Annotated in this window: 22 protein-coding genes; 5 read left to right on the forward strand and 17 right to left on the reverse strand. The window is 62.7% G+C overall.

The window, feature by feature from the left end:
• Positions 1 to 3: 3 nt before the first annotated feature.
• Positions 4 to 882, reverse strand: a complete 879-nt coding sequence (locus QQJ96_RS20610) for a LysR family transcriptional regulator (protein ID WP_284333909.1) — start codon at positions 880 to 882, stop codon at positions 4 to 6.
• Positions 883 to 967: 85 nt separating this feature from the next.
• Here QQJ96_RS20610 and QQJ96_RS20615 point away from each other — a divergent pair, with 85 nt between their 5' ends.
• The gene (locus QQJ96_RS20615; protein WP_284333910.1) at positions 968 to 2,407 is read left to right on the forward strand and encodes an MFS transporter; all 1,440 of its coding nucleotides are present in this window, start codon (positions 968 to 970) and stop codon (positions 2,405 to 2,407) included.
• 41 nt (positions 2,408 to 2,448) lie between these two features.
• Here QQJ96_RS20615 and QQJ96_RS20620 read toward each other — a convergent pair whose 3' ends face one another.
• The 4 genes from QQJ96_RS20620 to QQJ96_RS20635 form a co-directional block, all read right to left on the reverse strand.
• The gene (locus QQJ96_RS20620; protein WP_284333911.1) at positions 2,449 to 3,765 is read right to left on the reverse strand and encodes an ABC transporter permease; all 1,317 of its coding nucleotides are present in this window, start codon (positions 3,763 to 3,765) and stop codon (positions 2,449 to 2,451) included.
• Positions 3,766 to 3,779: 14 nt separating this feature from the next.
• Entirely contained in the window at positions 3,780 to 4,949 is a 1,170-nt protein-coding gene (locus tag QQJ96_RS20625; protein ID WP_284333912.1) for an ABC transporter permease, read from the reverse strand.
• A gap of 10 nt (positions 4,950 to 4,959) precedes the next feature.
• The gene (locus QQJ96_RS20630) at positions 4,960 to 5,646 is read right to left on the reverse strand and encodes an ABC transporter ATP-binding protein (protein WP_284334045.1); all 687 of its coding nucleotides are present in this window, start codon (positions 5,644 to 5,646) and stop codon (positions 4,960 to 4,962) included.
• A 70-nt stretch (positions 5,647 to 5,716) separates the two neighbouring features.
• Positions 5,717 to 6,985: an efflux RND transporter periplasmic adaptor subunit gene (locus tag QQJ96_RS20635; protein WP_284333913.1), complete on the reverse strand. Its 1,269-nt coding sequence runs from the start codon at positions 6,983 to 6,985 to the stop codon at positions 5,717 to 5,719.
• A gap of 281 nt (positions 6,986 to 7,266) precedes the next feature.
• Here QQJ96_RS20635 and QQJ96_RS20640 point away from each other — a divergent pair, with 281 nt between their 5' ends.
• The 3 genes from QQJ96_RS20640 (at position 7,267) to QQJ96_RS20650 (ending at position 9,972) form a co-directional block, all read left to right on the forward strand.
• A complete protein-coding gene (locus QQJ96_RS20640) occupies positions 7,267 to 7,953 on the forward strand; it encodes a fumarylacetoacetate hydrolase family protein (protein ID WP_284333914.1) in 687 nt (228 codons plus the stop codon).
• 85 nt (positions 7,954 to 8,038) lie between these two features.
• On the forward strand, positions 8,039 to 8,440 hold the full coding sequence (gene mscL / locus QQJ96_RS20645) for a large-conductance mechanosensitive channel protein MscL (RefSeq protein WP_284333915.1): 402 nt from the start codon (positions 8,039 to 8,041) through the stop codon (positions 8,438 to 8,440).
• Between the two features lie 86 nt (positions 8,441 to 8,526).
• Positions 8,527 to 9,972, forward strand: a complete 1,446-nt coding sequence (locus tag QQJ96_RS20650; RefSeq protein WP_284333916.1) for a M20/M25/M40 family metallo-hydrolase — start codon at positions 8,527 to 8,529, stop codon at positions 9,970 to 9,972.
• 36 nt (positions 9,973 to 10,008) lie between these two features.
• On the opposite strand, the gene QQJ96_RS20655 is transcribed toward QQJ96_RS20650, so the two are convergent.
• Complete coding sequence (locus tag QQJ96_RS20655) at positions 10,009 to 10,509, reverse strand: MarR family winged helix-turn-helix transcriptional regulator (protein WP_284333917.1); 501 nt, start codon at positions 10,507 to 10,509, stop codon at positions 10,009 to 10,011.
• 44 nt (positions 10,510 to 10,553) lie between these two features.
• Here QQJ96_RS20655 and QQJ96_RS20660 point away from each other — a divergent pair, with 44 nt between their 5' ends.
• Positions 10,554 to 11,075 (forward strand): O-acetyl-ADP-ribose deacetylase, encoded by a 522-nt coding sequence (locus QQJ96_RS20660; protein ID WP_284333918.1) that lies wholly within the window; start codon positions 10,554 to 10,556, stop codon positions 11,073 to 11,075.
• Here QQJ96_RS20660 and QQJ96_RS20665 read toward each other — a convergent pair.
• From QQJ96_RS20665 to QQJ96_RS20715, 11 genes are all read right to left on the reverse strand, one after another.
• Complete coding sequence (locus QQJ96_RS20665) at positions 11,062 to 12,798, reverse strand: BatD family protein (RefSeq protein WP_345782720.1); 1,737 nt, start codon at positions 12,796 to 12,798, stop codon at positions 11,062 to 11,064. The genes QQJ96_RS20660 and QQJ96_RS20665 overlap by 14 nt on opposite strands.
• Entirely contained in the window at positions 12,795 to 14,735 is a 1,941-nt protein-coding gene (locus QQJ96_RS20670) for a tetratricopeptide repeat protein (protein ID WP_284333919.1), read from the reverse strand. The genes QQJ96_RS20665 and QQJ96_RS20670 overlap by 4 nt, the downstream gene beginning before the upstream one ends.
• Positions 14,732 to 15,709: a VWA domain-containing protein gene (locus QQJ96_RS20675; protein ID WP_284333920.1), complete on the reverse strand. Its 978-nt coding sequence runs from the start codon at positions 15,707 to 15,709 to the stop codon at positions 14,732 to 14,734. Before QQJ96_RS20675 ends, QQJ96_RS20670 begins: the two co-directional genes overlap by 4 nt.
• Complete coding sequence (locus QQJ96_RS20680) at positions 15,702 to 16,202, reverse strand: DUF4381 domain-containing protein (RefSeq protein ID WP_345782721.1); 501 nt, start codon at positions 16,200 to 16,202, stop codon at positions 15,702 to 15,704. Before QQJ96_RS20680 ends, QQJ96_RS20675 begins: the two co-directional genes overlap by 8 nt.
• On the reverse strand, positions 16,199 to 17,131 hold the full coding sequence (locus QQJ96_RS20685) for a DUF58 domain-containing protein (protein ID WP_284333921.1): 933 nt from the start codon (positions 17,129 to 17,131) through the stop codon (positions 16,199 to 16,201). The genes QQJ96_RS20680 and QQJ96_RS20685 overlap by 4 nt, the downstream gene beginning before the upstream one ends.
• Complete coding sequence (locus QQJ96_RS20690; RefSeq protein WP_284333922.1) at positions 17,128 to 18,123, reverse strand: AAA family ATPase; 996 nt, start codon at positions 18,121 to 18,123, stop codon at positions 17,128 to 17,130. The genes QQJ96_RS20685 and QQJ96_RS20690 overlap by 4 nt, the downstream gene beginning before the upstream one ends.
• A 244-nt stretch (positions 18,124 to 18,367) precedes the next feature.
• A complete protein-coding gene (locus tag QQJ96_RS20695) occupies positions 18,368 to 20,530 on the reverse strand; it encodes a type IV pilus secretin PilQ (RefSeq protein WP_284333923.1) in 2,163 nt (720 codons plus the stop codon).
• A 55-nt stretch (positions 20,531 to 20,585) separates the two neighbouring features.
• On the reverse strand, positions 20,586 to 21,119 hold the full coding sequence (locus QQJ96_RS20700; protein ID WP_284333924.1) for a pilus assembly protein PilP: 534 nt from the start codon (positions 21,117 to 21,119) through the stop codon (positions 20,586 to 20,588).
• A complete protein-coding gene (locus QQJ96_RS20705; RefSeq protein ID WP_284333925.1) occupies positions 21,116 to 21,781 on the reverse strand; it encodes a type IV pilus inner membrane component PilO in 666 nt (221 codons plus the stop codon). Before QQJ96_RS20705 ends, QQJ96_RS20700 begins: the two co-directional genes overlap by 4 nt.
• Positions 21,782 to 21,783: 2 nt before the next feature.
• Entirely contained in the window at positions 21,784 to 22,494 is a 711-nt protein-coding gene (locus tag QQJ96_RS20710; RefSeq protein WP_284333926.1) for a PilN domain-containing protein, read from the reverse strand.
• Complete coding sequence (locus QQJ96_RS20715) at positions 22,494 to 23,552, reverse strand: pilus assembly protein PilM (protein ID WP_284333927.1); 1,059 nt, start codon at positions 23,550 to 23,552, stop codon at positions 22,494 to 22,496. Before QQJ96_RS20715 ends, QQJ96_RS20710 begins: the two co-directional genes overlap by 1 nt.
• Positions 23,553 to 23,585 lie beyond the last annotated feature (33 nt).

The raw sequence follows: 23,585 nt of genomic DNA on the forward strand, positions 1-23,585 counted from the left end.
CCTTTAAATCCCAGCTGCGCTCGCCCTCAATGCAGCAGCAAGGATACGCACTGCACCGCGCATTCTCGGTTCGCTGACACGGTGGTGCAGCATCACTTCAGTCAGCGGCAGACGCGGCAGGTTCAAGCGCTCGCCCACGTCGACCAGGGTGGGCGGACACACCCGATGCGGCAATGGCGCCACCGCCAGTCCGGCCGCAGCTGCCGCCACGACTGCCGGCAAGCCGCCGCCAACGAATACTTCGGTCCATGCCACACCCGCATCGTCCAGGGTTTTCAACGCCCGCGCGCGAATCGTGCAAGGCGCGGCCAGCGAAGCGATGCGCAGCGGCTCGTTGGGCGCCCACTCGAAGCCAGGTAACGAGTACCAGGCATACGGTTCCACGAAGAGACGTTCACCGTCGCCACGCGGGCCATCCCGGCACACGATCGCCACATCCACGTCGCCGCGGTCATACGCCGCCAGCAAACCATGCGATGCCCCCACGCGCACTTCCATGCACAGCGAGCGATCGTAGGCGCCCAGCTTGGCGAGCAGGGCCGGCAGATCCGTGCCGGCGGCCTGATCGCTGATGCCGATGCGCAGGTTGAGCCTGGCCTCGACCCGTCGATGCAGCGCTCGTTCGTGCGCATCCAGCAGTTCGCGTGCGGCACTGAGAAAAGCCTCCCCCTCGGACAGCAGGCTTACGCGCCGCGGTGTGCGTTCCAGCAAGCGATGCCCGAGACGGTCCTCCAGGCGCTTCAGCTTCAGGCTGATGGCGGACTGGGTCGTACCGATCGCCTCGGCGGCACGGGTAAAGCTGTTGAGGTCGGCCACCAGCACAAAAGCCTGGACGGCATCCAGATCCAGCGGGCGGCGCAGGTAAGCATTTTCATTTGTCATGATTAAATCGTACAACCATGAGTTTCTCTTATCTTAGGACCGAACTAGCATGGGCGCCAAGCTGGTTTTGCCATGGGAGTTGGGCATGAATACCGAAAACGCCGCAGGCGATCCGCGGCGCTGGTTGGCTTTGCCCGTTTTGCTGACGGGCGCGTTTTTGCCGCCGCTGGATTTCTTCATCGTGAACGTTGCGCTGCCCTCGATCCGTGCCGCCTTGCATTCGAGCGCGGCGCAGTTGCAGTTCGTGATTTCGGCTTATGCGGCCACCTACGCCGTGTTCCTGATCACCGGCGGCCGGCTGGGGGATCTCTACGGACGGCGGCGCATGTTCCTGCTCGGCATTGGCGGGTTCACTCTGGCCTCGTTGTTATGCGGCTTGGCATGGTCGTCTGCGGCGTTGCTGGCCGGGCGCATGTTGCAAGGCATGGCAGCTGCTGCCCTGGCGCCGCAAGTGTTGGCATCGATCCGCGTGATGTTTCCGCACTCCGAACAGCCTCGTGCACTGGGACTTTATTCGGCCACGTTCGGAATCGCCGCAACGCTGGGCGCCTTGCTGGGCGGCTCGCTGGTGTCGAGCCATCTGTGGGGCATGGGCTGGCAGCTAATCTTCCTGGTGAATTTGCCGGTGGGCGGTGCGGCCCTGGTCGCAGGTTTCGTGCTGTTGCGCGAATCACGCGCAGAGCATGCACATCGCCTGGACCTGGGTGGTGTTGTGTTGTTGTCGGTCGCCTTGGCTTTGCTGGTGTATCCGCTAGTGGAAGGTCGCGAGCAAGGCTGGCCGGCGTGGACCTACGCCATGCTGGCGGGTTCGCTGGCCATGTTCATCGTATTCGTGCGCTTCGAAGCGCGTATGGCGAGGAACGGCGGATCACCACTGATCGATGTGCGGCTGTTCGGCGAAGGCGATTTTTCGCTAGGAATGCTGGCTGCCCTGGGGATTTATCTCACCTCATCCTTTTTCCTCACCTATGCGGTGTATCTGCAAAGCGGCCTGCAGCACAGCGCTTTGCAAGCCGGATTGGCAACCGTTCCGTTCACCATTGGCTATTTCTGCGGCTCGATGCTGGCTTCGCGTTTAATCGATACGCTGGGCCGCCGCGCGTTGCCCTTGGCGTGCGCTTGCCAGGCGTTCGGCTTTGGCATTCTGATCACTACGGTATTGCACGTGCTGCCGCAGGCAGCGCTCGTATCAGGCCTTGCCGTGGCAGGCTTTGGTTTTGGCGTCGCCATGCCGGCGTTGATCAGAGCGGTGATCAGCGGCGTGGAGACCAGGCATGCAGGACTAGCTTCGGGCATGGTCATCACCGCCTTGCAGATCAGCGCCGCGCTGGGCGTGGCGATCATCGGCGGGGTGTTCTACACCGTGCTGCATGGACAGACCGGAGCAAAAGCCTATGACCACGCCTTTGCAACGGGCCTGAGCTGCAACATGGCCGCATTGATGGTGGTGGCCTTGCTGTCGTTGGGCATAGGCCGCATCAAGCGTAGCAGCGCAAACACGGTCGCCGTGGCAGCGATCGATTGACGCAGGCTGGGCTTTGCAGTCCAGCCTGCGTCACTACGGGCTCACAACTCGCGCAAGGCGGTGGTTACAGGCAGGCGTGCCGCGCGCAAGGCCGGAAACAAACCGCCGACGAAGCCGATCGCCAGCGCCCACTGCAAGCCCTCCCACAGCAGTAGCGGCGTCACCTTGAAGGTAAACGCAAGCTGCCCGGTGGTGCCGCTGGCCAGGGTGGACGCAGTAAAGCCGTTGAAGATCAGCCAAGCCAACAGACCGCCGATCAAGCCGCCGATCAGGGCCAACAGCATGGTTTCCAGCATCACTGCCACCACCACCGGTACTCCACGAAAGCCGATCGCGCGCAAGGTGGCGATTTCGCGTGCACGCACAGCGACGGCGGCGAACATGGTGTTGAGCGCACCGAAGATCGCACCAATCGCCATGATCGAACCCACGGTAATGCCCATGACCCGCATCACCTTGGCCATGCCCTCGGATTGCTTGCTGAAATAATTGAGCGTGGTGTCCACGTCCACTTGCAGACGCGGATCCCCGGCCAGTGCCGCCTTGAAGGTATCCAGCGCCTTGGCATCGGTAAGCTTCACAAACACCGATGTACGGCTGCTGCCACGACGGTAGGTATCGGCGACAACATTCTCGTCGCCCCAGATCTCCGAATCGTAAGCATCACCGGAAGCGAACACGCCGACGACAGTCCATGTTTGCGCTCCGAGCTTCACCTCATGCCCTGGTTGCAAGCCCACAAATTGCCGCTGCGCACCCTGCCCTACCACCAACTCGCGCATACCGGGCCGGAAGCTGCGACCGGCGATGATCTTGGCGTTCGGGCGCAACGTCCAAGCCTGCTCGCCTACCCCGCGCACCTGCACGCTGCCCTCATCATCCGGAGCACCGCCTTTGACCGGCAGATTGGCCGCCACCACGATTTCCTCCGACGCGACGGGTTTACCCTGTTTGTCGCGGGCAATGCCTGCCGCTTGATCGATGACCACGATGCTGTCGCGGTTCAGCACGGAACTGACCTCACTGGCCGAGCCGCCACGCATCACGATGGCCGTGTCGTCACTACCGGTCTTGCTCAGCGTTTCGCTATAGCCTTCGCCCATCGCAAGCAGCGCCACCAGTACACCGACCACGCCGGCAATGCCGATCACCACCACCGATGACGAACCCAGGCGTTGCCTGAGCGTGCTGATACCCACGCCGGTCACCGATCCCGCCTGCCGGCCGCGCCGGGTCAGCGCCATCCACCCCGCGAACAAGACGACCAAGGCAAGCACTGCATACCAGGGCAAGTGCACCCACACGTACAACACCGCGATCAAGAGCAACAACACGCCAAGATTGAATAGGAACTTCATGTTCTTCGCTCCTGTCAGCGGCCAGCCAACGCATCGACAATGTTCAGGCGCATCGCCCGCCACGCGGGAATCGCCCCCACCACCAGGCCGATGGCCACCATCAGCCCGACGCCTAGCCCCCAACTGTCCGCTCCGACGGTCGGCAAGTTGAGCATGCCGCCACTGCCGGCGCTGACGCCTGGAATCAACATCGCAGCCAGCCCAATGCCGATCACACCGCCAAGCACCACCAGCAGCACGGATTCGGCCAGCACCATGGCCAGCACGCCTTGATCGGAAAAGCCCAGGGTTTTGAGTACCGCCAACTCCGAGGTGCGTTCACGCACGGCCTGCATCATGGTGTTGCCGGTCAACAGCAGCAGCGTGAAGAACACCGCGCCCATGATCGAACCCACGATCAGGCCGATATCGGCCAGCTGCTTCATCCACGATGCCGTAGCAGCCGCTTCGGTCTGGGTGCGTGTTTCATGATCCGAATTGGCCGACAACGCATCGATGGCCCTGGCCACCTGGTCAGCCTGGTGCACGTCGTTGACGCGCACGACATACCAACCTACCTGACCGTTGTTGTAGCCCTTCATCACTGCATCGTCGAAATACTTCCAATGCATCAGGATGATCTGGCCATAGAAGGCCACGCTCTGGTCGGTGGGATGGAGCACGCCGACGATGTCGAAAGTCCAGTTTTTGCTGCCGTTCTGCTGCGGAAAGATATTCGATTGCAGCGGAATCTGTTGCCCCACCTTCCAGTGGTATTTCTCCAGCAGCTTTTCGCCCACCAGTATTCCGGTGCGGGTGTTCGTGAACGCCTTGCGCGCATCGCCGCTAACCTGCACTTCCGGATATTGGTCGATGTAGTTGTCGCTCACCGCGAACGTGAACACTTGGTTGTGCGGGTCCTGATACGCGCCACCGAACCAGTTCGAATACGCCACCGACTTTACGCCAGGCACGGTGGCGATCTTCTCGCCCAGGCCTTGCGGCAAGGGCTGGATGAACGACAGCTTGGAGCCGGTCTGCAAACGTTGCGCACCATTGGCGCTCTTGCCGGCCTGGTCGAACGAGATGCGCACGGCATCCAACATGCCGAACAACAGGAAGGCAGCAGTGATCGACACCAGTGTCAGGATGGTGCGGGTCTTGCGCCGGAACAGCGCCGCCCAGATCAGATGAAAGTATTTCATCACCAGTTCCTCATGCAGTGGCCTGCTCGACCAGCGTGCCCTTGTCGAGGTGCAAGGTGTGGTCGGCGTATTCGGCCGCCTTCGGATCGTGCGTGACCATCACGATGGTCTTGCCGTGTTCGCGGTTGAGCTGGCGCAGCAGGCCCAGTACTTCTTCCGCCGAATGACGATCCAGGTCGCCGGTAGGTTCGTCGCACACCAGCAAGGCCGGGTCCGACACGATGGCGCGCGCAATGGCCACGCGCTGCTGCTGACCGCCGGAGAGTTCGGTCGGCTTGTGCGAGGCGCGATCGGCCAGTCCCACCAGTTGCAAGGCGATGGCCGCGTTCTTGCGCCGCTGCGCGGCAGAAAGCTTGGTCAGCAGTAGCGGCAGTTCCACGTTCCTCTGCGCGCTCAAGGTCGGCATCAGGTTGTAGAACTGGAACACGAAGCCGACGTTCGATGCACGCCAGCGCGCAAGGGAGCCCGCGCCCAGCTGGTCGATCCGCTGGCCGGCCACAGCGATACTGCCGCCGCTGGGCGTATCCAGGCCGCCGACCAGATTGAGCAGGGTGGTTTTGCCCGAACCAGACGGACCCATCAAGGCGAGGAAATCGCCTTCGGCGATGTCGAGGTTGATGTGATGCAACACCTCGACTTTCTGCCGGCCGCGTTCGTAGACCTTGGAAAGATCGCGAATCTCGATCAACGTACCCATTGCTACATCCTCCGGAGTGGAACTGTTTTGGTCGCGCATAAGGGGAGCGCTCCGCTGGTCCTGTAACTGGTTATTGGGCTTGCACGTTTACGGACGAACCGTCGTGCAAATCATCCATTGGCGATACCACCACGCTGTCACCCACATTGACCGAGGCGGGAATCAGACGCATGTCGCCAAGCTGTTGTGGGGCCGGTTGCACTGTCTGCTGGTGTGCCTTGCCGTCCACCACGACAAACACGCTGTCGCTGCCGTCACGCTTCACGATAGCCTTGGCCGGCACCAGCACGCCCTTTGGCGCCTGCTGCGTGGCGACGGCCGGTTTCGCTTCGAGGAAAGACACGCGCACGCCCATGTCAGGCACCACGCGGGCATCCTTCTTTTCGATGGCAACGCGCACTTTCACCGTCGCCTTGCCGCGATCGGCCGCCGGCACGATGGCTATGACATGCGCGGGAATGCGCCAGTCCGGATATGCATCCAGCACGGCCTCGGCCGGCATGTTCGGCGTGACACGACCGATATAGGCTTCATTGACGTCCACGTCCACCTCCAGCGAATCCATGTCCACGATGGTGCCGATGCCCGTGCGCGTGAAGCCGCCGCCAGCGGAGAAGGGAGACACCACTTCACCCACTTGCGCATCCTTGGTGGTGATCACGCCATCGAACGGCGCGCGAATAAGACAGTAGCCGTAGTTGACTTGTGCTTCGGTCACCTGCGCATCGGCGGCTACAGCATTTTTCTGTTGCGAGGCCAATTGCGCACGCGTGCTGTTGGCCAGCGTACGCGCCTGCTCTGCCGCCTGCTTGGACACCAGGCCCTGCTTGGCCAAGGCTTCGTCGCGGTCGGCGTCGCGCAGGTTTTGCGCCAGCTGCGCCCCGTACTGGTCCACCAGAGCATGCCCTGCCTTGGCTTGGGCAACAGCCGCATCGAGCGCGGCCTTGTACTGGCTGTCATCGAGCTTGGCCAGGATCTGGCCTTGCTTGACGCGATCGCCTTCCTCGATCAGCACCGCCGTCAAGGTGCCGGTGATCTGCGCGGAAACCGTGGCCTGGCGACGCGCGGTGACATAACCCGTCGCCTGCAGCACCGCGCCCGCAGAGGGGTCGCTGCTCGCGGCGACAGCCTGCGCGACGTGGACTTGTATGGGCCGATGAGCGAACCACCAGCCGCCGAAGCCGAGTGCCAGCAGCACCAGCACGATGCCGCCGACGATCCACGGCCAAGGCCCTGGACCTCCACCCCCACGTCCACCGGCGCCGGAAACCGAACCCGAATGATGTTCGCGCTGGTGACGCTCGATCTTCAGTTCCTTCAGTAGATCGGTATTGCTCACGCTCGTGTCCTATTGTCCCCGATATGCGCACGATAACGGGCCGGAGAGAGCCCTGCCACGTGCGCCCATCAACCTATGCCAATGACAGCTGTCATGTTCAAACGACGTGTGAGCGGGCCGGGAATCGACACTACCGATGGCGCCCGCCATTTGCCTGGAGTCGTCATTCTCGCTTGCGTGCCGCTGACTTCCCATCGCAGGTGGCGCTGACTGCTGCCAAACGGCGATACCTGCCATGGCTATCTTCTTGCCAGGTGCATGAAGCTGCTACCCTTTTTGCCATGCGCTACGTCATCGATCCTCCTGTCATGCCCAGCCTTCCGGTAATCGGCCGCGAAGAACGTTTTCCGGTCCGCCGCATTTTCTGCATTGGACGCAACTACGCCGAGCATGCGCGCGAAATGGGCGCCACTGTAGACGCTTCGGCTCCCATGTTCTTCTGTAAACCTGCTGATGCGGTGGTGACAGACGGTGCGGACGTGCCCTATCCGTCAGCCACCAGCGAGCTGCACCACGAAGTGGAGATGGTGGTCGCCTTGCAGGCAGGCGGCCACGACCTGGATGCCGCGCGGGCTGCACAGGCGATCTTCGGCTACGGTGTCGGGCTCGATCTCACCCGCCGCGACCTTCAGGCAGCGGCCAAGGCCAAGAGCCATCCGTGGGACGTGGCCAAGGCGTTCGACCACTCGGCGCCCGTTTCTGCTTTGATGCCGGCGAATTTGGCCGCCCCGCGCGCGGATACTCGCATCAGCCTGAAAGTGAACGATGGACTGCGCCAGGAAGCGAAGCTCGGCGACATGGTGCATGGCGTGACGGACATCATCGTCGCCTTGTCGAAGTTGTTCGAGCTCAAGCCGGGGGATCTGATTTTTACCGGCACGCCAGCCGGCGTAGCGGCACTGCAACGCGGCGATTGCTTCCGCGCCGAACTGCAAGACATCGCGATGCTCGAAGGCAGGGTCATTTAAGGATGCTCGATCCTTGCCTCACGGGCAGCACACCCATGCATTACAGTCCACAATGCCATCCGGCGTACAACCTGGGGAGACGACAATGAGCGTGTTGCAGGAATTCAAAGAATTTGCCATGCGCGGCAACGTGGTCGACATGGCGGTAGGCGTCGTCATCGGTGGCGCGTTCGGCAAGATCGTCACCTCGCTGGTGAACGACGTAATCATGCCGCCGCTCGGCTGGATCACCGGCGGCATCGACTTCTCCGCCATGAAGGTGGTTATCCGGCAAGCCGACAACAGCAATCCTGCGCACAAGATCCCCGAAATCGCCATCGCCTACGGCAGTTTCATCAACAGCATCATTGCTTTTCTGATCGTCGCCTTCGCGATCTTCATGCTGGTGAAGTTCATTAACCGGTTCTACACCAAAGCCGCCGCTGCCACACCGCCGGAAGTGGTGCTGCTGACGGAAATCCGCGATCTGTTGAAGAGCAAGCAATAGCGCATTGCCTCAACGGGCATGACTTTCGGCCTAAGCGCGTCTGGAGACGAGCCCCATAATGCGGGGTTCGTCACCAGGAGCCGCCCATGCATCGCCCCTCCCTCACCCTGCTCGCCGCCAGCCTCATGCTGGCTACCGGACTTGTTTGCGCCAAGGAGGCACCCACCACGATTCCCGCCTCCGCCGTACAGACCGCCGAACAATTGCGCGACAAGGCGATGCACGACGACACCGCGTACAAAGTGGTGGCAGGCCTGACCACCGAAGTGGGGGCCCGCCTGGCTGGTGGCGTGAATGATCAACGCGCGCGCGACTGGATGGTAGCGAAGTTCAAGACGCTGGGATTCGACAAGGTCTATACCGAAGCGGTGACCTATCCATTGTGGGTGCGCCGTAGTGAGCATGGCGCCATCGTGGCTCCGTTCCCGCAACCGCTTACGCTCATTGCACTGGGTTATTCGCCCGCTACGCCCAAGGGCGGGCTCACCGCGCAAGTGGTGCAGTTCGCCGATCTGGATGCCTTGAAAGCAGCCGATCCGGCCAGCGTGAAAGGCAAGATCGTGTACATCGGCGAACGCATGCAGCGGCACAAGGATGGACTGGACTACGGCCGCATCGGCTCGCCGATCCGCGTCGAGGGTCCGGTGCTGGCACAGCAAAAAGGCGCAGCCGGCTTCCTGCTGCGCTCGGCCGGCACGGATGCCAATAGCCGCACGCCACACACCGGCGTTACCGGTTTCACGGATCCGACCAAGGCGATCCCCGCCGCCGCGCTGTCCAATCCGGACGCCGATCAGCTGGAACGCGTACTCGCCCACGGCCAGCCGGTCACGGTGAAGCTCGATCTGGATTGCGGCATCGAAGGCCAATACACCGGCGCGAACGTGATCGGCGAGATCACCGGCAGCAAGTATCCCGACCAGGTGATCGCCATCGGTGGCCACCTGGATTCCTGGGATCCGGGCACGGGCGCCATCGATGACGGCGCCGGCGTGGCGATCGCCGTAGGCGCGGCCAAACTGATCCATGACCTGCCGCAACGGCCCGAACGCACCATCCGCGTGATTGCGTTCGCCAACGAAGAAATGGGCCTGTGGGGTGGTCGCGCCTACGCTGACAAGCATGCGGCGGAGGTGAGCAAATTCCAGCTCGGCACCGAGTCGGATTTCGGCGCCGGCCCGGTGTGGCGCATGACCGCCAGCGTGAAGCCCGAGGCCCGTGGCGCCATCCAGCAGATCGCCAAAGTGCTGGCCCCCATCGGCGTGAGTTATGACCCCAATAAGCCCGGCGGCGGCGGTTCGGATCTATCGCAGATGCACGGCAAGGGCATGGCGGCGCTGACCCTCATGCAAGACGGCACCAACTACTTCGACTGGCACCACACCGCCAACGACACGCTGGACAAGATCGACCCCAAGCAGCTGGCGCAGAACGTGGCGGTGTACGCCGTGTTCTCGTATATGGCTGCGCAGGCGAACGGCGATTTCGGCTCAGCGCCGGGCGCGTTTGCGCATGACGGGGCCGAGGACTGAGCTTTTGCTCCCCCTCCCCACGTGGGGAGGGGGAGCCTAACCGCCCTCGCCGAGGGGAGCTGCGACGGCTGCATTCCCCTCGCCTTCCACGGGCGCTTCTGCGGTATCCAGCGCCTGCAGGTTTTCCTTCAGCCGATTCAGTACGTTCATCGCCTGCGTCATTTCCTCGTAGGTGATGCCCCCGGTACACTCCCGCCGCAGCTCACGGGCGATGCGCTCCATGTCATCGATCACCTCGCTCGCCTGCGCCGTGGTGTACAGACGCCAGGCGCGACGATCCTTGGGGTCCGGCCGCCGCTCCACAAAGCCGGCGGCCTGCAGGCGGTCGATCACGCGACCGACCGCGATCGGCTCCATTTCCAGGAATTCGGCCAGCTCGGTCTGCCGCAGGCCTTCGCGGTGGTACAGCATCTTGGTGGCGCGCCATTGGGCCCGCGTCAAGCCGAATTTCACCGCCCGCCGATCAAAATGCTTGCGAAACAGCAAGGTGATGTCGTTCAACAGGTAACCGAAGGAAATGTCTTCCGTCTTTGGCATGATGCAAGCGCCCAGGGCCACGTTGTGCAAGCATAAGCCCAAATATGCCCATTAGCGTTGTCACCTCCGACCTGACCCGGCTGGTTCTGGATGCCATCGTGAACGCCGCCAACTCCGCCCTGCTGGGTGGAGGCGGGGTGGATGGCGCTATCCACCGTGCCGCCGGTCCAGGCCTGCTGGAAGCTTGCAAAGCCTTGCCGCAGGTCGCACCGGGCGTGCGCTGTCCAACGGGCGAGGCACGCATCACGCCAGGCTTCTTGCTGCCCGCACGCTATGTGATCCATACGGTGGGACCGGTGTGGAAGGGCGGCCATCACGGCGAGCCCGAATTGCTGGCTCAATGCTACCGCTCGTCCGTCGCGCTGGCAGTCAGGCATGAGGTCAGGAGCATGGGCTTTCCGGCCATCAGTTGTGGCGTGTATGGCTATCCCCCGGAGCAAGCCGCACGCGTGGCAATAGCCGCTTTGCGTGACGCTCTGACCGCCCATGCCGCGTTGGACGTCCAGCTGTGCTGCTTTGACGAACGCATGGCCGCCATCTGGCGGGAAGCGCTCAATCGAGCTTGAACGGATACAGCGGCGGCAGCGGCGACTCCGTTTCGACTTGCTTATCCTGCCGCCATGCGAACCCATGGGCGAAAACCGTGGCGAGGTCGATGCGGCGTTCGGCCGGCCCGCCGGCATATTGCTCGCGCTGTAGCTGCCCGATGACCACACGTTGCTCATCGGAGGCCAGCAACTCGGCAACCTGCCCCAGATTCCGCAATTCTGGCCGCTCGCCACGTGCCCAGGCGAGCAAACGGCGCGCCTGGGCAGGATGATCATCCCCCCGTGCCGCATCCAGAAAGGCCTGGCGTAGCGCTCGCGCGGAATCGACCGGTTCCAGACGCTGCTTCGCCTTGGCTGGCGCCGGAGAGCGCTTGCGCCAGTAAAGCCATGCGAATACTGCTGAGCTGATCAACCACAACGCGATGCTGCATAGAGCGATCCTGCGCCAGGGCGTGGACGATGCAGTGGACGCGGTTTGCTCCGTAACTGGCGAAGGCGCACTGACGGGTGCTGCAGACGAAGCGGCCAAGCCAGGCTGGGGGCTCGGGGCAGCTGCCGCCTGGGCACCGTTTGCCGCCAGCACGGTCAAGCTGTGCGACGGAATGGTGGCGATACGCTTCTGCCCGCTTTGCACGTCGAACCAGGTAAGGGTGATTTCTGGAATGGTCAGCACGCCGGCATGTTGTGGGAAGATCGCAAAACCACGCTCGCTATGACCGGTCAGCCATTGGCCATCGTCATGGGTGCTGGTGCTGGGCTGATCGGGATAAACCGTGGCACCGTCAATCGCCGGCAAGCTCAACGAAGGCAGCGCATCACCTGACAGGCCTTGCGCATTCACGCTCAGGCGCAGATTGAGCGGCTGCCCGGCGGAGATCTTGTCGTCGCTGGGCAAGCCTTGCAGGCTGAGCGACAGCGAGCGCGCGGGAAGCCAGCTGGTTTTGCCCCAATCCGCGGGCGGCGCCTGTACTTGGATCTTCACTTGCGGCGAATCGGCCGTAACCGGCGTAGTGTTGCCGAACAGACCACCAGGATTGAAAAAGCCGCCCGGGTCGTTGGGATTACCGCGATCGATCATCTCGCCCTGAAATTCAATGCCCGGGATGGTCAGCACGCCGGCATGACGCGGCGTAAGCGCATAGCGGCGCTCCACGACATGGTAGCGATGGCCGTTGCGAACGGCTTCGTAGCTGATGTCATTGCCAAGCTGACGCAGCTCCGCGTCGCCAGCATCCGGATTGGGCAGGTTGCCGCCGTCAAGATCGCCGCTGTAAAACAGCCGTACGGTATAAAGAATCTGCTGCCCGGCGTAGACGCGATTGGAACTTGCGGCGGCTTCAACGAATACGTCCTTGCCCGCGTCGGCGCCGGCCGAGTTATCCGCTGGTCCGACATGCAGGCTCAATGGACTGGTCTGGCTGCCGGCGATCGTCAAGGCCGGAATCTTGAGATCGCCTTCGTGTTTGGGACGCAATGCGATGCCGATGATCAGCTCGGCGCTCTGCCGGCCATTGACAATGCTGAGCGAGCTGTTGGTGGAAGTACGCAGCACGTCGAAATCACGATCCAGTGCACTGAGGTCCGGCGTATTTACACTGACCGCGTCGCCGATATGCAAGTTGAGCGTAACTGTTTCGCCGAGATGCACATCGGTGCGATCCAAGGTGGCTTGCACCTTGGCGGCCACCGCCATCCACGGCCATAGCAGGCAAAAAACACCCAACAACCAACACCGTTTCACGGCTGCTCTCCTTCCACCGCCTGGCCGCCCATGCGGGCGCGGTATTCCAGCTCGAACTTCTTTCTCAGCAACGCGCCCGGATCGTCAGGCACGCGCTGCAAATCGCGACGCACGTCGTTGGGCAGCCTGGACAGCGGATCGTCACTATCGACCGCTCCCAGTTCATGCACGGGCGCTGTGGATTTCCGTTGCGCGTCAGCCAAGGCTTTATCCATCTGAGCCCGCAAACCCTGCTGCGCTTTGGCTGACTGCGCTCGCTCGCTACTGGACGCAGGAGCGGGGGCTTGCTTCGATGCGTTCTGTGGCGAGGAGGCACTCATATCGCGCTGACTGTCTTGTAAGGGCTTGCCATTGGCAGCATTGGACTCGCTTTGCGCTTGCCGGTCCTGCCCTTGCTGCGCTTGCCTAGACTCATCGCCCGCTGCGGATGACTGCTGCTGACCAGACTGACCACTGCGCTGTCCTTGGCCATGCTGCTGACCGGGTGATTGCCCGGCTTGACCGTTGGGGTTGTTCCGGCCGCTCTGTCCGCCCGACTGCTGTTGTGGCGACGACGATTGCGCCTGCTGCTGTTGCTTGCGCAGCGCCGCTTCCACCAACTTGCGGTTGGCTTGGGCATCCGCGTTGTGCGGACCGAGTTGCAAAGCTTGATCGTAAGCCTTGATGGCATCTTGATAACGCCCCAGCTGGGCAAGCGAGTTGCCCAAGTTGTATTGCGCATCCGTGCCCTTGGCGTACTGCAGGGCTTCTGCTGCCGCAGCGTAATCTTTGGCACGATAGGCGGCTGCACCTCGCAACGCGGGATCCCGAGCAAGCTGCTGTGCTTTGCCGGCGTCTCCCTGACGCAATGCACTGGCCGCCTGCTGATCCGCGCGCTGCCACCAATCCCGCCAACCCGTGGCCTTGGCGTTAGTGGGCAATAGCGGCAGCAAAACCAGCGGTAGCAGCAAGACCCAGCCACGGCGGAAGGCCATGGCCGCAACCAGCAGCAGTGGCAGCAGCAACCAGGGGCCACGGTCTTGCCACACATCCGCTTCCTGCCCCCGGGCAACAGATGCGTGCCGTGTGGCTTGCAATTGCGCATGCAACGCGGCGATGTCCTGGTTGTCCGCGTTCATCGTCACATAGCGGCCGCCACCCGCTTCGGCGAGGGCACGCAAGTCCGCGTCGTTGCGGCGGGCGATGGCGATATTGCCCTGATCGTCGTGCGCGAAGCTGCCATCGGCCTTGGCGACTGGCGCGCCCTGCGTGGTACCGATACCCAACACGGATACGTGGACACCGGCGGACAGCGCCGCACGTGCCGCTGCCTGGGCATTGGAATCGGCGTCGTCGGTCACCAACACGATCGAGCCACTATCCAGCTTGGCGTCGTGAATCAGTTTCACGCCCTGCTCGATGGCTTGCGCGGCGTTGTCGCCGTCAACCGGCATCACATCCGGAGACATCGCCTCCAGCAGCGCATCCAGGCTGTGGGCATCGCTGGTCAGCGGCGCCACCACAAAGGATTGCCCGGCATAGCCGATCAGTGCGTTCAAACCGTCCTGGTTGGCCTGCAGCAGGTCGCGTACCTTGTAGCGCGCGCGTTCAATGCGGCTTGGCAGCACGTCGCGCGCCAACGTGTGTTGCGACAGGGACAGCGCCACCACCTGTGCAGCGCGATCGTTGAACATCGGCTCGGTCACCCGGCTCCAGGTCGGTCCCGCCAACGCCAATACGCCCAGTGTCCATCCGAGCACAAGCAAACCCGAAGGAACGCGCGTATGACGCTCATTACCGCTGAGCAAATGTGGCAGCAGTTCCGGGTCGGCCAGTCGACTGAGCGCGCGCTGCGCAGCATCGCCACGCGTACCGATCCATATCAGCAGCGGCAATGCTAGCAGCCCCAGCAACCATAGGGGCTGGAGGAAATGGAATTGGCGCAATGCCTCGCTCATGCGCCTGCCCCTTTCCAGCGAGGCCACAGCAAGCCAAGCAACAAACAGGTACCAGCCAACGCCAGCGGCAGGCGAAACAATTCATGATGCAAACGGAACTCGCGCCCCTGCTGAGGCATGGGCTCCAGCGCATCGATGGCGCGATAGGCATCGGTGAGCTGGCTGCCATCGGTGGCGCGATAGAACTGGCCGCCGGTTTCATGCGCAATGTAGGTGAGCATGTCCGCGTCCAGATCGGCCGAAGGATTGACCACCCTGTCGCCGAACAGCCCCGGAACAACCAAGCGGTTCGCACCGATGCCGATGGTATAGATGCGCACACCGGCGGCCTTTGCGGCGCGTGCGGCATCCTGCGGCGAGATGCTGCCGGAGTTGTTCACGCCGTCCGTCAGCAGGATCAGTACCCGGGCCTGGACGGGCAAGGCGGCCAGGCGCTTCACCGCCACGGCGATCGCATCGCCGATGGCAGTCTCGGTACCCGGCAATCCCACCTCGGCGCTCTGCAACTGCGCACGCACTGCGCCAAGGTCGTAAGTCAGCGGTGTCACCAGAAATGCGCGAGTGCCGAATAGCACCAGGCCGAGTTCGTCACCGCTGCGACGTGAAATGAAGTCGCTCGCGATCGCTTCCACGGCACCAAAGCGGCTGAGCTGCTGGCCACCCAGCAGCATGTCAGGCGTCTCCATGCTGCCGGAAAGATCGACCGCCAGCATCATGGCTCGACCGCTATGCGCATGCGATTGCGGCGGTCCAACGATCTGCGGCCGCGCAGCGGCAGCAAGCAAACTCAGCCAACCGAACGCCAGCAGCCAGGGAGCTGCGCTGCGCGTGGAGACCTGGCTGCCCACGTTCCACGACAGAGATGCATGCGGCAAGCGCAATGCCTGCCCTGGCGTTACCGATCCCAGGATGCGCCAGACCAGCCACGGCAGCGGCAGCAATGCGAATACCCAGGGCCACGCGAATTCAGGCATGCCCCGCCTCCATCGGCTTCACCTGTCGCCACGCGGCCTGCAGCCAGCACTGAGCCGCGGCTTCGACGGCGGCTCGATCGAACCCGGCACGCGGTTGATACATACGCGCTTCGAGGGTCATCAGAGTATCGAGCGTGGCGTCATTGACGGACACCCGTGCCAAAACCCGTCGCCATGGTTCGCCCTGCAAATGGTGCGCATCGGCTGCATAACGCAGGGCAGCCCGACGCAAGAGCTGATGCAAGGCAGTGGCATAGGCAACATCATCGTGTGCATGACGATTCGCCAACTGCCGTATTTCGGCCAGTATTCGTGCACGCCAGATTCTCGCGTTGCGCATCCGGCGGTAGCCCAAGCAACCGATCCCCACAGCCACGCAGATCACGCCAAACAACAGCCACCATCCAGGCGCCGGTGGCCACCAGGATGGATTGGGGGGCAGATGGATGTCGCGCAACGGCAAGCTATCCGGAAGCGAAAACCACATGGTCATCGCCGCCCTCCGCCATTGCGCAGCAGCGCGATGATCGCATCCAGCGGATCGGCGGCCGTGTCGATGATGCGATGGGGAATGCCGAGCGATGCCGCCATCGCGGCGAGCCTCGCCTGCCCTTCGCCCAGGTTTTGCCGGAACGCTTCGCGTTGCGACTGCGATTGCAGGCCCAGGCGCTGCCGCTGGCCTGCATGCTCGACGGGATAGCTTCCCGCCGGCGCCAGTTGCAGCTCCAGCGCATCTGCGACGATCAACACGCGTACTGCCGTATGACGCAGCATTTCCAACAGACGGTCACGTGACGCTTGATCACTGCTCTGCCCATCGCTGATCAGCAGCACGCGATTGGCGCCATGCTGGAGTTTGATCACGTGCTGTAATGCCTGCGACAGTGGCTGGTTCTGTCCGCGAGTCGCGGCATCGCATTTTGCCAGGGCCCCGCAGACATCCAACGCTCCACGCAGGCCGCCGCGCGGACGTTGCAGGTAGCTGCTTTCACCAAACACCATCATGCCCACGCGCTCACCTGCCTTGACTGCATGCCACGCAGCAAGGGCGGCGGCGCGTGCCGCCTGCACCGACTTGAAGCGTACGCGTGTACCAAAGCGCATACTCGGGTGTTGATCGAACAAAAGCAGCAGTTGCCCCTCGCGCTCCTCTTGAAACAACTTGGTGTGCAAGCGGCCGCTGCGCGCGGTCAGGCGCCAATCCAGCCGGCGCACGTCATCGCCTGGCTGGTAGGCGCGGGATTCGGCGTAATCCATGCCACGGCCGTAGAGACGGCTGGTTTGGGTACCTACCCGTGTCGCGCGGCTGTCTTGTGGAGGCAATGCCAGGCGCGCCACTCGACCCCGCAGGGCGATCAGTTCCGCCAAGGAAACGCGGACGCGCCCGTCGCCATCTGCCTGATTGGTCACGACAGCGTTCACGGCAGCGGAACTAGATCCAGCAAACGGTTGATCACCTTGTCGCTGCGGATGCCTTCGGCTTCGGCTTCATAGCTGAGCAGCACACGGTGACGCAGCACTTCATGGGCGATGGCATGCACGTCTTCCGGCAACGCAAAATCCCGTCCGGCCAACCATGCGTGAGCACGGGCGCAGCGGTCCAATGCAATCGTGGCGCGCGGACTCGCGCCCCAGGCGATCCAGCGTTTTAGCTCGGGGCCATATTGGCCGGCGTCGCGCGTGGCCAACACCAGCTGCGTGAGGTATTGCTCCAAGGCCGGCGCCACATGCACGCCCAGCACGGCTTGGCGCGCGACAAAGACGTCTTCCTGCGACACTGACGGCGCGAGGGCAACGGGTGCGTGCGCCGGTTTGGCTGCCTGCTCGCGCGCAAGGCGCAATATCGCCAATTCGGCCGCCGCGTCGGGATAGCCGATCGTCACATGCATGACAAAGCGGTCGAGCTGTGCCTCGGGCAGCGCGAAGGTACCTTCCTGCTCGATCGGGTTTTGCGTCGCCATCACCATGAACAGGTCCGGCAGGCGCCAAGTATTGCGGCCCACCGTGATTTGCCGCTCCGCCATCGCTTCCAGCAGAGCGGACTGCACCTTGGCGGGCGCGCGATTGATCTCGTCGGCAAGCACGATGTTGTGAAACAGCGGCCCCCGTTCGAACTCGAAAGTCGCGGACTGCGGCCGGAATACGTCGGTACCGGTGAGGTCTGCCGGGAGCAGGTCCGGCGTGAATTGCACGCGATGAAAATCGGCGTCGATGCGCGTGGCCAGGGCTTTCACCGCGGTGGTCTTGGCCAAGCCTGGCGCGCCTTCGACTAGCAGATGTCCGTCAGCCAGCAAAGCGATCAGCAGGCAGTCGATAAGCCGTGGCTGGCCGATGATCTGTTCCCGCAACTCGTCGCGGAGACGGAAAAACGCGGTTTGCAAATGCCCAGGAGCGGGGGCGTGGGGCATGTCCATCCGAAAATCCTGTACTACTTAAGGGTTGAGTAGCCTCTGATCTCACCGCTGCACCCGTCGCCGCGCCAAATGCGCGCTTGGCTACGCGTCAGCTGGGATTGCCATCCCAGCCTACACCCGGGGCTGCAGCGGGATCAGAGGCTCCTTAAGACCACAACGCTGCAGGAAAGTTTGGCCAAGCGCCTGTTGCAAAACAAAAGGGGCGGCACGCTGGCCGCCCCTCATTTTTATGTGAATCGCACGCTTACTGCAGGCTGTCGCTGAGAATGCGCGGCGTCACGAAGATCAGCAGTTCGCCCTTGTTGTTGACACGCTGCGTATTGCGGAACAGGAAGCCTACACCGGGAATGTCCCCCAGCCACGGCACCTTGTTCAGGTTGTCGGTCTTGCTGATTTCGTAGATGCCACCCAGCACCACGGTTTGGCCGTTGTCCACCAATACCGATGTGTTGAGCGAGCGCGTGTCGATTACCGGAACCTGGCCGCTCCCTGGCACAGTGATGTAGTTATGCAGCGAATCCTTGTTCACGTTGATGGCCAGGAACACGCGGTTGTCGGCGGTGATGGTCGGCGTGACCTTCAGTTCCAGCACGGCGTCCTTGAACGCGACCGTGGCTGTACCGCTGGCGCCGCCGCCCAGGGAGTTCTGGTAGGTGACGTAGCCGATTTCCTGACCCTGGCGGATATCTGCTTCCTGCTGGTTGGCAGTAATGACGCGTGGGCTGGAGACGAGCTGACTGCGTCCCTCGGACTGCGCGGCGGACAGCTCCAGATCCAGGGCGTAGTTCTTGCCGAGGATGGCGGCTGCGATGGTCGAGGCCGTACCGGTGGTCGGCGTCGCCGGCAGATTGACTGATTGGTAATTCTGCAAGCCGTTGTAAGTGGAGGTGGTGGTACCGCTCGTGGTCGCCGGCAGAAGACCGCTACCCAGCGACATCGTCTGTCCGCTCGGATTGATGTGCCTGCCGTTGATACCCCATTGCACACCCAGGTCACGCTCGAAGTCGTCGGTCGCGATCACGATGCGCGATTCGATCAGCACCTGCTGCACCGGACGATCCAGCTCGGCGACGATCGCTCGTATTTCGGCGGTTTTTTCGGCCGTATCGTTGAGCAGCAAGGTGTTGGTGCGCTGATCGAAGGTAACGCTGCCACGCGGCGAAAGGAAGCCGCGATGCTGGGTTGCCCCGCTACCACCACCACCACCACCCTGGCTTTGCTGTGCACCAGAAGTCAGCAGCTTGACGATCTCCTGTGCCTTGCCATAGCTGATCGGAATGTAGGTGGTGATCAAAGGCGCGTTGTCTTGCGCCTTGAAGCGCGCGTCGGCAACGCTTTGCTCGTAATCGGCCAGCTCCTTCTGCGGCGCAATCCAGATCACGTTGCCGTCACGGCGCTTGTCCAGGTCCTTGGCGCGCAGAATCACATCCAGCGCCTGATCCCACGGCACGTTGACCAGGCGCAGCGTGACGCTGCCGCCCACGGTATCGGAAGCAACCAGGTTCACGCCCGATACGTCTGCCAGCAATTGCAGCGCCGAACGCACCGGGATGTCCTGGAAGTTGAAGGTGACGCGGTTGCCCGAGTAGACCGGCTGCGCTTGGGAGGCAGGATTGGTGTTCTTGGCTTCCTGCTTCCTTGGCGTCACCTCGATGACGTACTGATTGCCGGTCTGGTAGGAAGAGGTCTCCACGTCGCCGCTGTAGGCGATGTCGATGTGCGCCCCGTTCGGCGTGGACTTCGGCGAAATCGACTGCACCGGCGTGGCGAAGTCGAGCACGTTCAAGCGTTGCGCCTGGCCCGCGGGGAGCTGTGCGTTGGTGACGTCCACGGTGATGTTGCCGTTTTCGCGATGCATGTTCGCATTCGCGCCGGTGCCATTGAAGTTGATCAGCACGCGGCCGGAACCGTTTGCGCCCCGCTGGAAATCGATGTTGCTGATCGCCGGGCCATTCAACGCCGATGGCAGCGCCTTGGAAGGATCGATGGTGGCAGCCGTGGTTACCGGCTGCGACTGCATGCCGTTATTGACCACCAGCACCAGGCTGTTTCCTTCCACGCGTGACTTGTACGAGGAGGCCTGCATCAGTTCGACCACGACACGGGTGCGCCCACCTGCCGCTACTGCCGACACGCCGGTGGTAGTGCCCACCCCGATGTCCTGGTGGCGTGCCGCATCATTGGTGGTATCGGGAAAATCAATCGCGATACGCGGCGGCGTTTCCGTCGTGAAGATATTGGGTTGCGGCACCTGGCTACTGTCGAAGTTCATGCGCACTTCGACCTTGCCGCCCGACAAAGGCTTGTAAGTGATGTTCTGCAACGTGGTGGCCGCAGCGGCGGAGGTCGCCCAGGCGGCAGCGCCCAGCACCATCACAGTCATCAGGCAACGGCTGGCCAGGTGCATGGCGCGACTCCGGAAGGGTTGGTTGGAATTAGTCATAGCATCAGCCCCTGTATTCCTATTTCGCCTCAAGCGCGATGCTGGCCGGACGTTCCATCCAGCCGCCATTGCCGTTGGAAACCAATTCGACCAGGTCGAGGTGGTCACCGGTGATGGCGGTGACACGACCGTAGTTCTGGCCCATGTATTCGTTGATATGCACACGGTGGATCACACCACCCGGATCTTTGACGAGTGCCTCCGTGGCAGCTCCCGCACCGATCGTGCCAACCATCCTCAAGCTATCCAGCGAGTAGGCTTCGAGCGGCTCGCGCGGGCGGCCTTCTTGCGGCCGCGGACCGGCGCCCTGGTTCAATTCGTCCTGGCTGGGGCTGAACGGATCGCGCTTGTCCTGGTCGTTGTACGTGAAGCTTTCGAAGGTTTTTATGACCGGCAAGGCCGGGATGGGCGCACCGCGTTTGGCCTTCTCCTGCGCAACCCAGTCGCGCAGATCGGACATGCCGCGCGTGCAACCGCCCAGCATGAGCACGGTAGCGACCACCAGCGACAGCTTTGCCAGACGGGCCGGCTTCAAGGCAGTCATGGCTCTCATTTCTGCCCCCCCGGCTTCTTCGCTTTGTTACCTGCCTCGCTGGTTTCGGAGTCTTCGAGGTAGCGATAGGTCTTCACCGTGCCCTGCAGCACGAGCAACTGATTGGAAGCGGGCTCGGAACCCTTGGCCGGCGGATTGAGCGGCGTCAACGAAACGTCATGCATCGTGAGGATCACCACGCGCGGCAATGACGCAACGCCGCTGATGAAGGCGCCGAACTGGTGATAGGTACCGACCATCTTCAGCTGGATCGGCTTTTCCGCGTAGAAGTCCTTCGGAACTTCCGTGCCAGGCTGGAACAGCTCCTGCTGCAGGCCGGCCGACAGCGCCGTCTGCGATACGTCCACCAGCAGTTCGGGCATTTCGGTCTTGCTGGGCAGCTGACGCAGCAGCTGGCGCAGCATGTCCTTCATTTCATCCAGCTGCTGTTGCAAGGCTTCCAGATTGACCGATTTGGCCTGCTTCTCGGAGAACTCCCGCTTGAGGGTCTCCTCCTTGCCGGCAAGGTTCTGCAGCGTGTCCTGCTGGTCGCTGACCACCATGTACCAGCCGACCAGCATGATCACCAGGAACAACAGCACCGTGAAAAACGTCTTGACCGACTTCGGCCAGCCGCCGATGTTGTTGCGGTCCAGACTGCGCAGATCGTCGAAGAGTTTCATCGTTAAACCCCTCCCTTGGCCGGAACGCCGCTCGGCTTGGCCGGGACGGGCGCCATTGCAGGGGGTTTCGCAACAGGAGGCTTGGCGACGGCTGGCTTGGCCGGGGTAGCCGCGCCCGTGCTCGATGAAGCCGGGGCGGAACCGGACGCGCCCTGGCCGGCGCTGTCATCCTTGGGCTTGGAGAGCGCGACCGTCAGGCCGAAGCTATAGGGCATGCGCGTGGCATCGTGGCTGTTTTCGGTCTTGCTGAGATCGGACTGCCCCATCCACGGCGATGTTTCGATGTTACGCATGTACTCGGCCACGCTGGCGTTGGATTGCGCCACGCCGTCCAACACCATGTGGTCGCCGTTTTGCTTGATCGAGGTCATGCGCACGCTGCTGGGAATGGTTTTCACCAGTTCGTCGAACAAGTGCACCATCTGCGCGCGGTTGGCCTGCAGCTGCTCGATGATCTGCTTGCGCGCCAGCAACTGGGCACGCACCTTTTCCAGATCCTTGATCTTCTCCAGGCGCACATCCACCTGCTTGATCTGATCCTGCAGGTAGGCGTTGCGCTCGTTCTGGTTGTCGATGCGCATGTCCATCCAGAACCACCACAGGAACATCACACAAATCGCCGCCACGGCCGCTGCCCCGAGCTGCACGAAAAACTCGCGCTGGCGGAGCTTGCGGCGCTCGGCGCGCCAGGGTAGTAAGTTTATGCGTGCCATCAGTCGAAACTCCTCATGGCAAGCCCGACCGCAATCATCAACGCCGGCGCATCCTGGGTCAGCGACTGCGCCTGCACGCGGCTGGAGAGCGACATGCGCGCCAGCGGATTGGCCACTACGCACGGCAAGCCAAGCTGCTCCTCGAGCATCGCGTTGATGCCTTCAATGGAGGCGCAGCCGCCAGCCAATACGACCTGGTCGACCTTGCTGAACTCGCTGCCGGCGTAGAAAAATTGCAACAGGCGGCTGATCTGCTGCACCAGCGATTCCTTGAACGGCTGCAGCGCCTCGGTCTCGTAGGATTCCGGCAAGCCGCCCTTGCGCTTGGCGCGGCCGGCTTCCTCATAGGAGAGGCCGTAGCGACGCATGATTTCATCCGTGAGCTGCTTGCCGCCGAACACCTGTTCGCGCGAGTAGATCGTGCGTTGGTTCTTCAGTACCGACAGCGTGGTCATGGTGGCGCCGATGTCGACCACTGCCACCAGCGCATCACGTCCGACATTCAACTGGTCGGCGATCAGCGCGAAGGCGTTCTCCATCGCGAAGGCCTCGACGTCGACCACCTGCGCGGCGAGTCCGCCCAGGTCGAGCGCGGCCACGCGCATGTCCACGTTTTCTGTGCGCGAGGCGGCCAGCAGCACATTGTTCATTTCAGGGTTGTCGCGGACCGGTCCGAGTACCTCGAAGTCGAGGCTCACTTCCTCGATCGGGTAGGGAATGTACTGGTTCGCCTCGACGTGGATCTGACCCTCCAGATCCTCATCGGAAAGTTCCGCCGGCATCGGCACGATGCGAGTGATCACGGCCGAGCCGGCGACCGCCGCAGCGGCGTGCTTGACCTTCGCACCGGAACGCGAGAGTGCGCGGCGCACTGCCTCGCCCACCGCCTCGACTTCGACGATGTTCTTCTCGACCACCGCGTTGGGGGGCAGCGGCTCGATCGCGTAGTGCTCCACGCGATAGCGTCCGCCTGCTTGGCTGAGCTGCAGCAGCTTAACGGCGGTCGAGCTAATGTCGACGCCGACCAGCGGCGGCTTCTTGGGTGTAAAGAGCCCCACGATGACTTCCCCCTTGACCCCTGGCGCTTCCGC

Origin of the sequence: Dyella flagellata (assembly GCF_030160275.1) — a bacterium.
Taxonomy (GTDB): Bacteria; Pseudomonadota; Gammaproteobacteria; order Xanthomonadales; family Rhodanobacteraceae; genus Dyella_B; species Dyella_B flagellata.

Coding starts and splice junctions, on each gene's coding strand:
- QQJ96_RS20660 (WP_284333918.1), top strand. CDS start 10,554: ATGCCCATTAGCGTTGTCACCTCCGACCTGACCCGGCTGGTTCTGGAT.
- QQJ96_RS20690 (WP_284333922.1), bottom strand. CDS start 18,123: ATGGACATGCCCCACGCCCCCGCTCCTGGGCATTTGCAAACCGCGTTT.
- QQJ96_RS20630 (WP_284334045.1), bottom strand. CDS start 5,646: ATGGGTACGTTGATCGAGATTCGCGATCTTTCCAAGGTCTACGAACGC.
- QQJ96_RS20710 (WP_284333926.1), bottom strand. CDS start 22,494: ATGGCACGCATAAACTTACTACCCTGGCGCGCCGAGCGCCGCAAGCTC.
- QQJ96_RS20700 (WP_284333924.1), bottom strand. CDS start 21,119: ATGAGAGCCATGACTGCCTTGAAGCCGGCCCGTCTGGCAAAGCTGTCG.
- mscL (WP_284333915.1), top strand. CDS start 8,039: ATGAGCGTGTTGCAGGAATTCAAAGAATTTGCCATGCGCGGCAACGTG.
- QQJ96_RS20670 (WP_284333919.1), bottom strand. CDS start 14,735: ATGAGCGAGGCATTGCGCCAATTCCATTTCCTCCAGCCCCTATGGTTG.
- QQJ96_RS20610 (WP_284333909.1), bottom strand. CDS start 882: ATGACAAATGAAAATGCTTACCTGCGCCGCCCGCTGGATCTGGATGCC.
- QQJ96_RS20620 (WP_284333911.1), bottom strand. CDS start 3,765: ATGAAGTTCCTATTCAATCTTGGCGTGTTGTTGCTCTTGATCGCGGTG.
- QQJ96_RS20625 (WP_284333912.1), bottom strand. CDS start 4,949: ATGAAATACTTTCATCTGATCTGGGCGGCGCTGTTCCGGCGCAAGACC.
- QQJ96_RS20615 (WP_284333910.1), top strand. CDS start 968: ATGAATACCGAAAACGCCGCAGGCGATCCGCGGCGCTGGTTGGCTTTG.
- QQJ96_RS20650 (WP_284333916.1), top strand. CDS start 8,527: ATGCATCGCCCCTCCCTCACCCTGCTCGCCGCCAGCCTCATGCTGGCT.
- QQJ96_RS20640 (WP_284333914.1), top strand. CDS start 7,267: ATGCGCTACGTCATCGATCCTCCTGTCATGCCCAGCCTTCCGGTAATC.
- QQJ96_RS20695 (WP_284333923.1), bottom strand. CDS start 20,530: ATGCACCTGGCCAGCCGTTGCCTGATGACTGTGATGGTGCTGGGCGCT.
- QQJ96_RS20680 (WP_345782721.1), bottom strand. CDS start 16,202: ATGACCATGTGGTTTTCGCTTCCGGATAGCTTGCCGTTGCGCGACATC.
- QQJ96_RS20675 (WP_284333920.1), bottom strand. CDS start 15,709: ATGCCTGAATTCGCGTGGCCCTGGGTATTCGCATTGCTGCCGCTGCCG.
- QQJ96_RS20655 (WP_284333917.1), bottom strand. CDS start 10,509: ATGCCAAAGACGGAAGACATTTCCTTCGGTTACCTGTTGAACGACATC.
- QQJ96_RS20705 (WP_284333925.1), bottom strand. CDS start 21,781: ATGAAACTCTTCGACGATCTGCGCAGTCTGGACCGCAACAACATCGGC.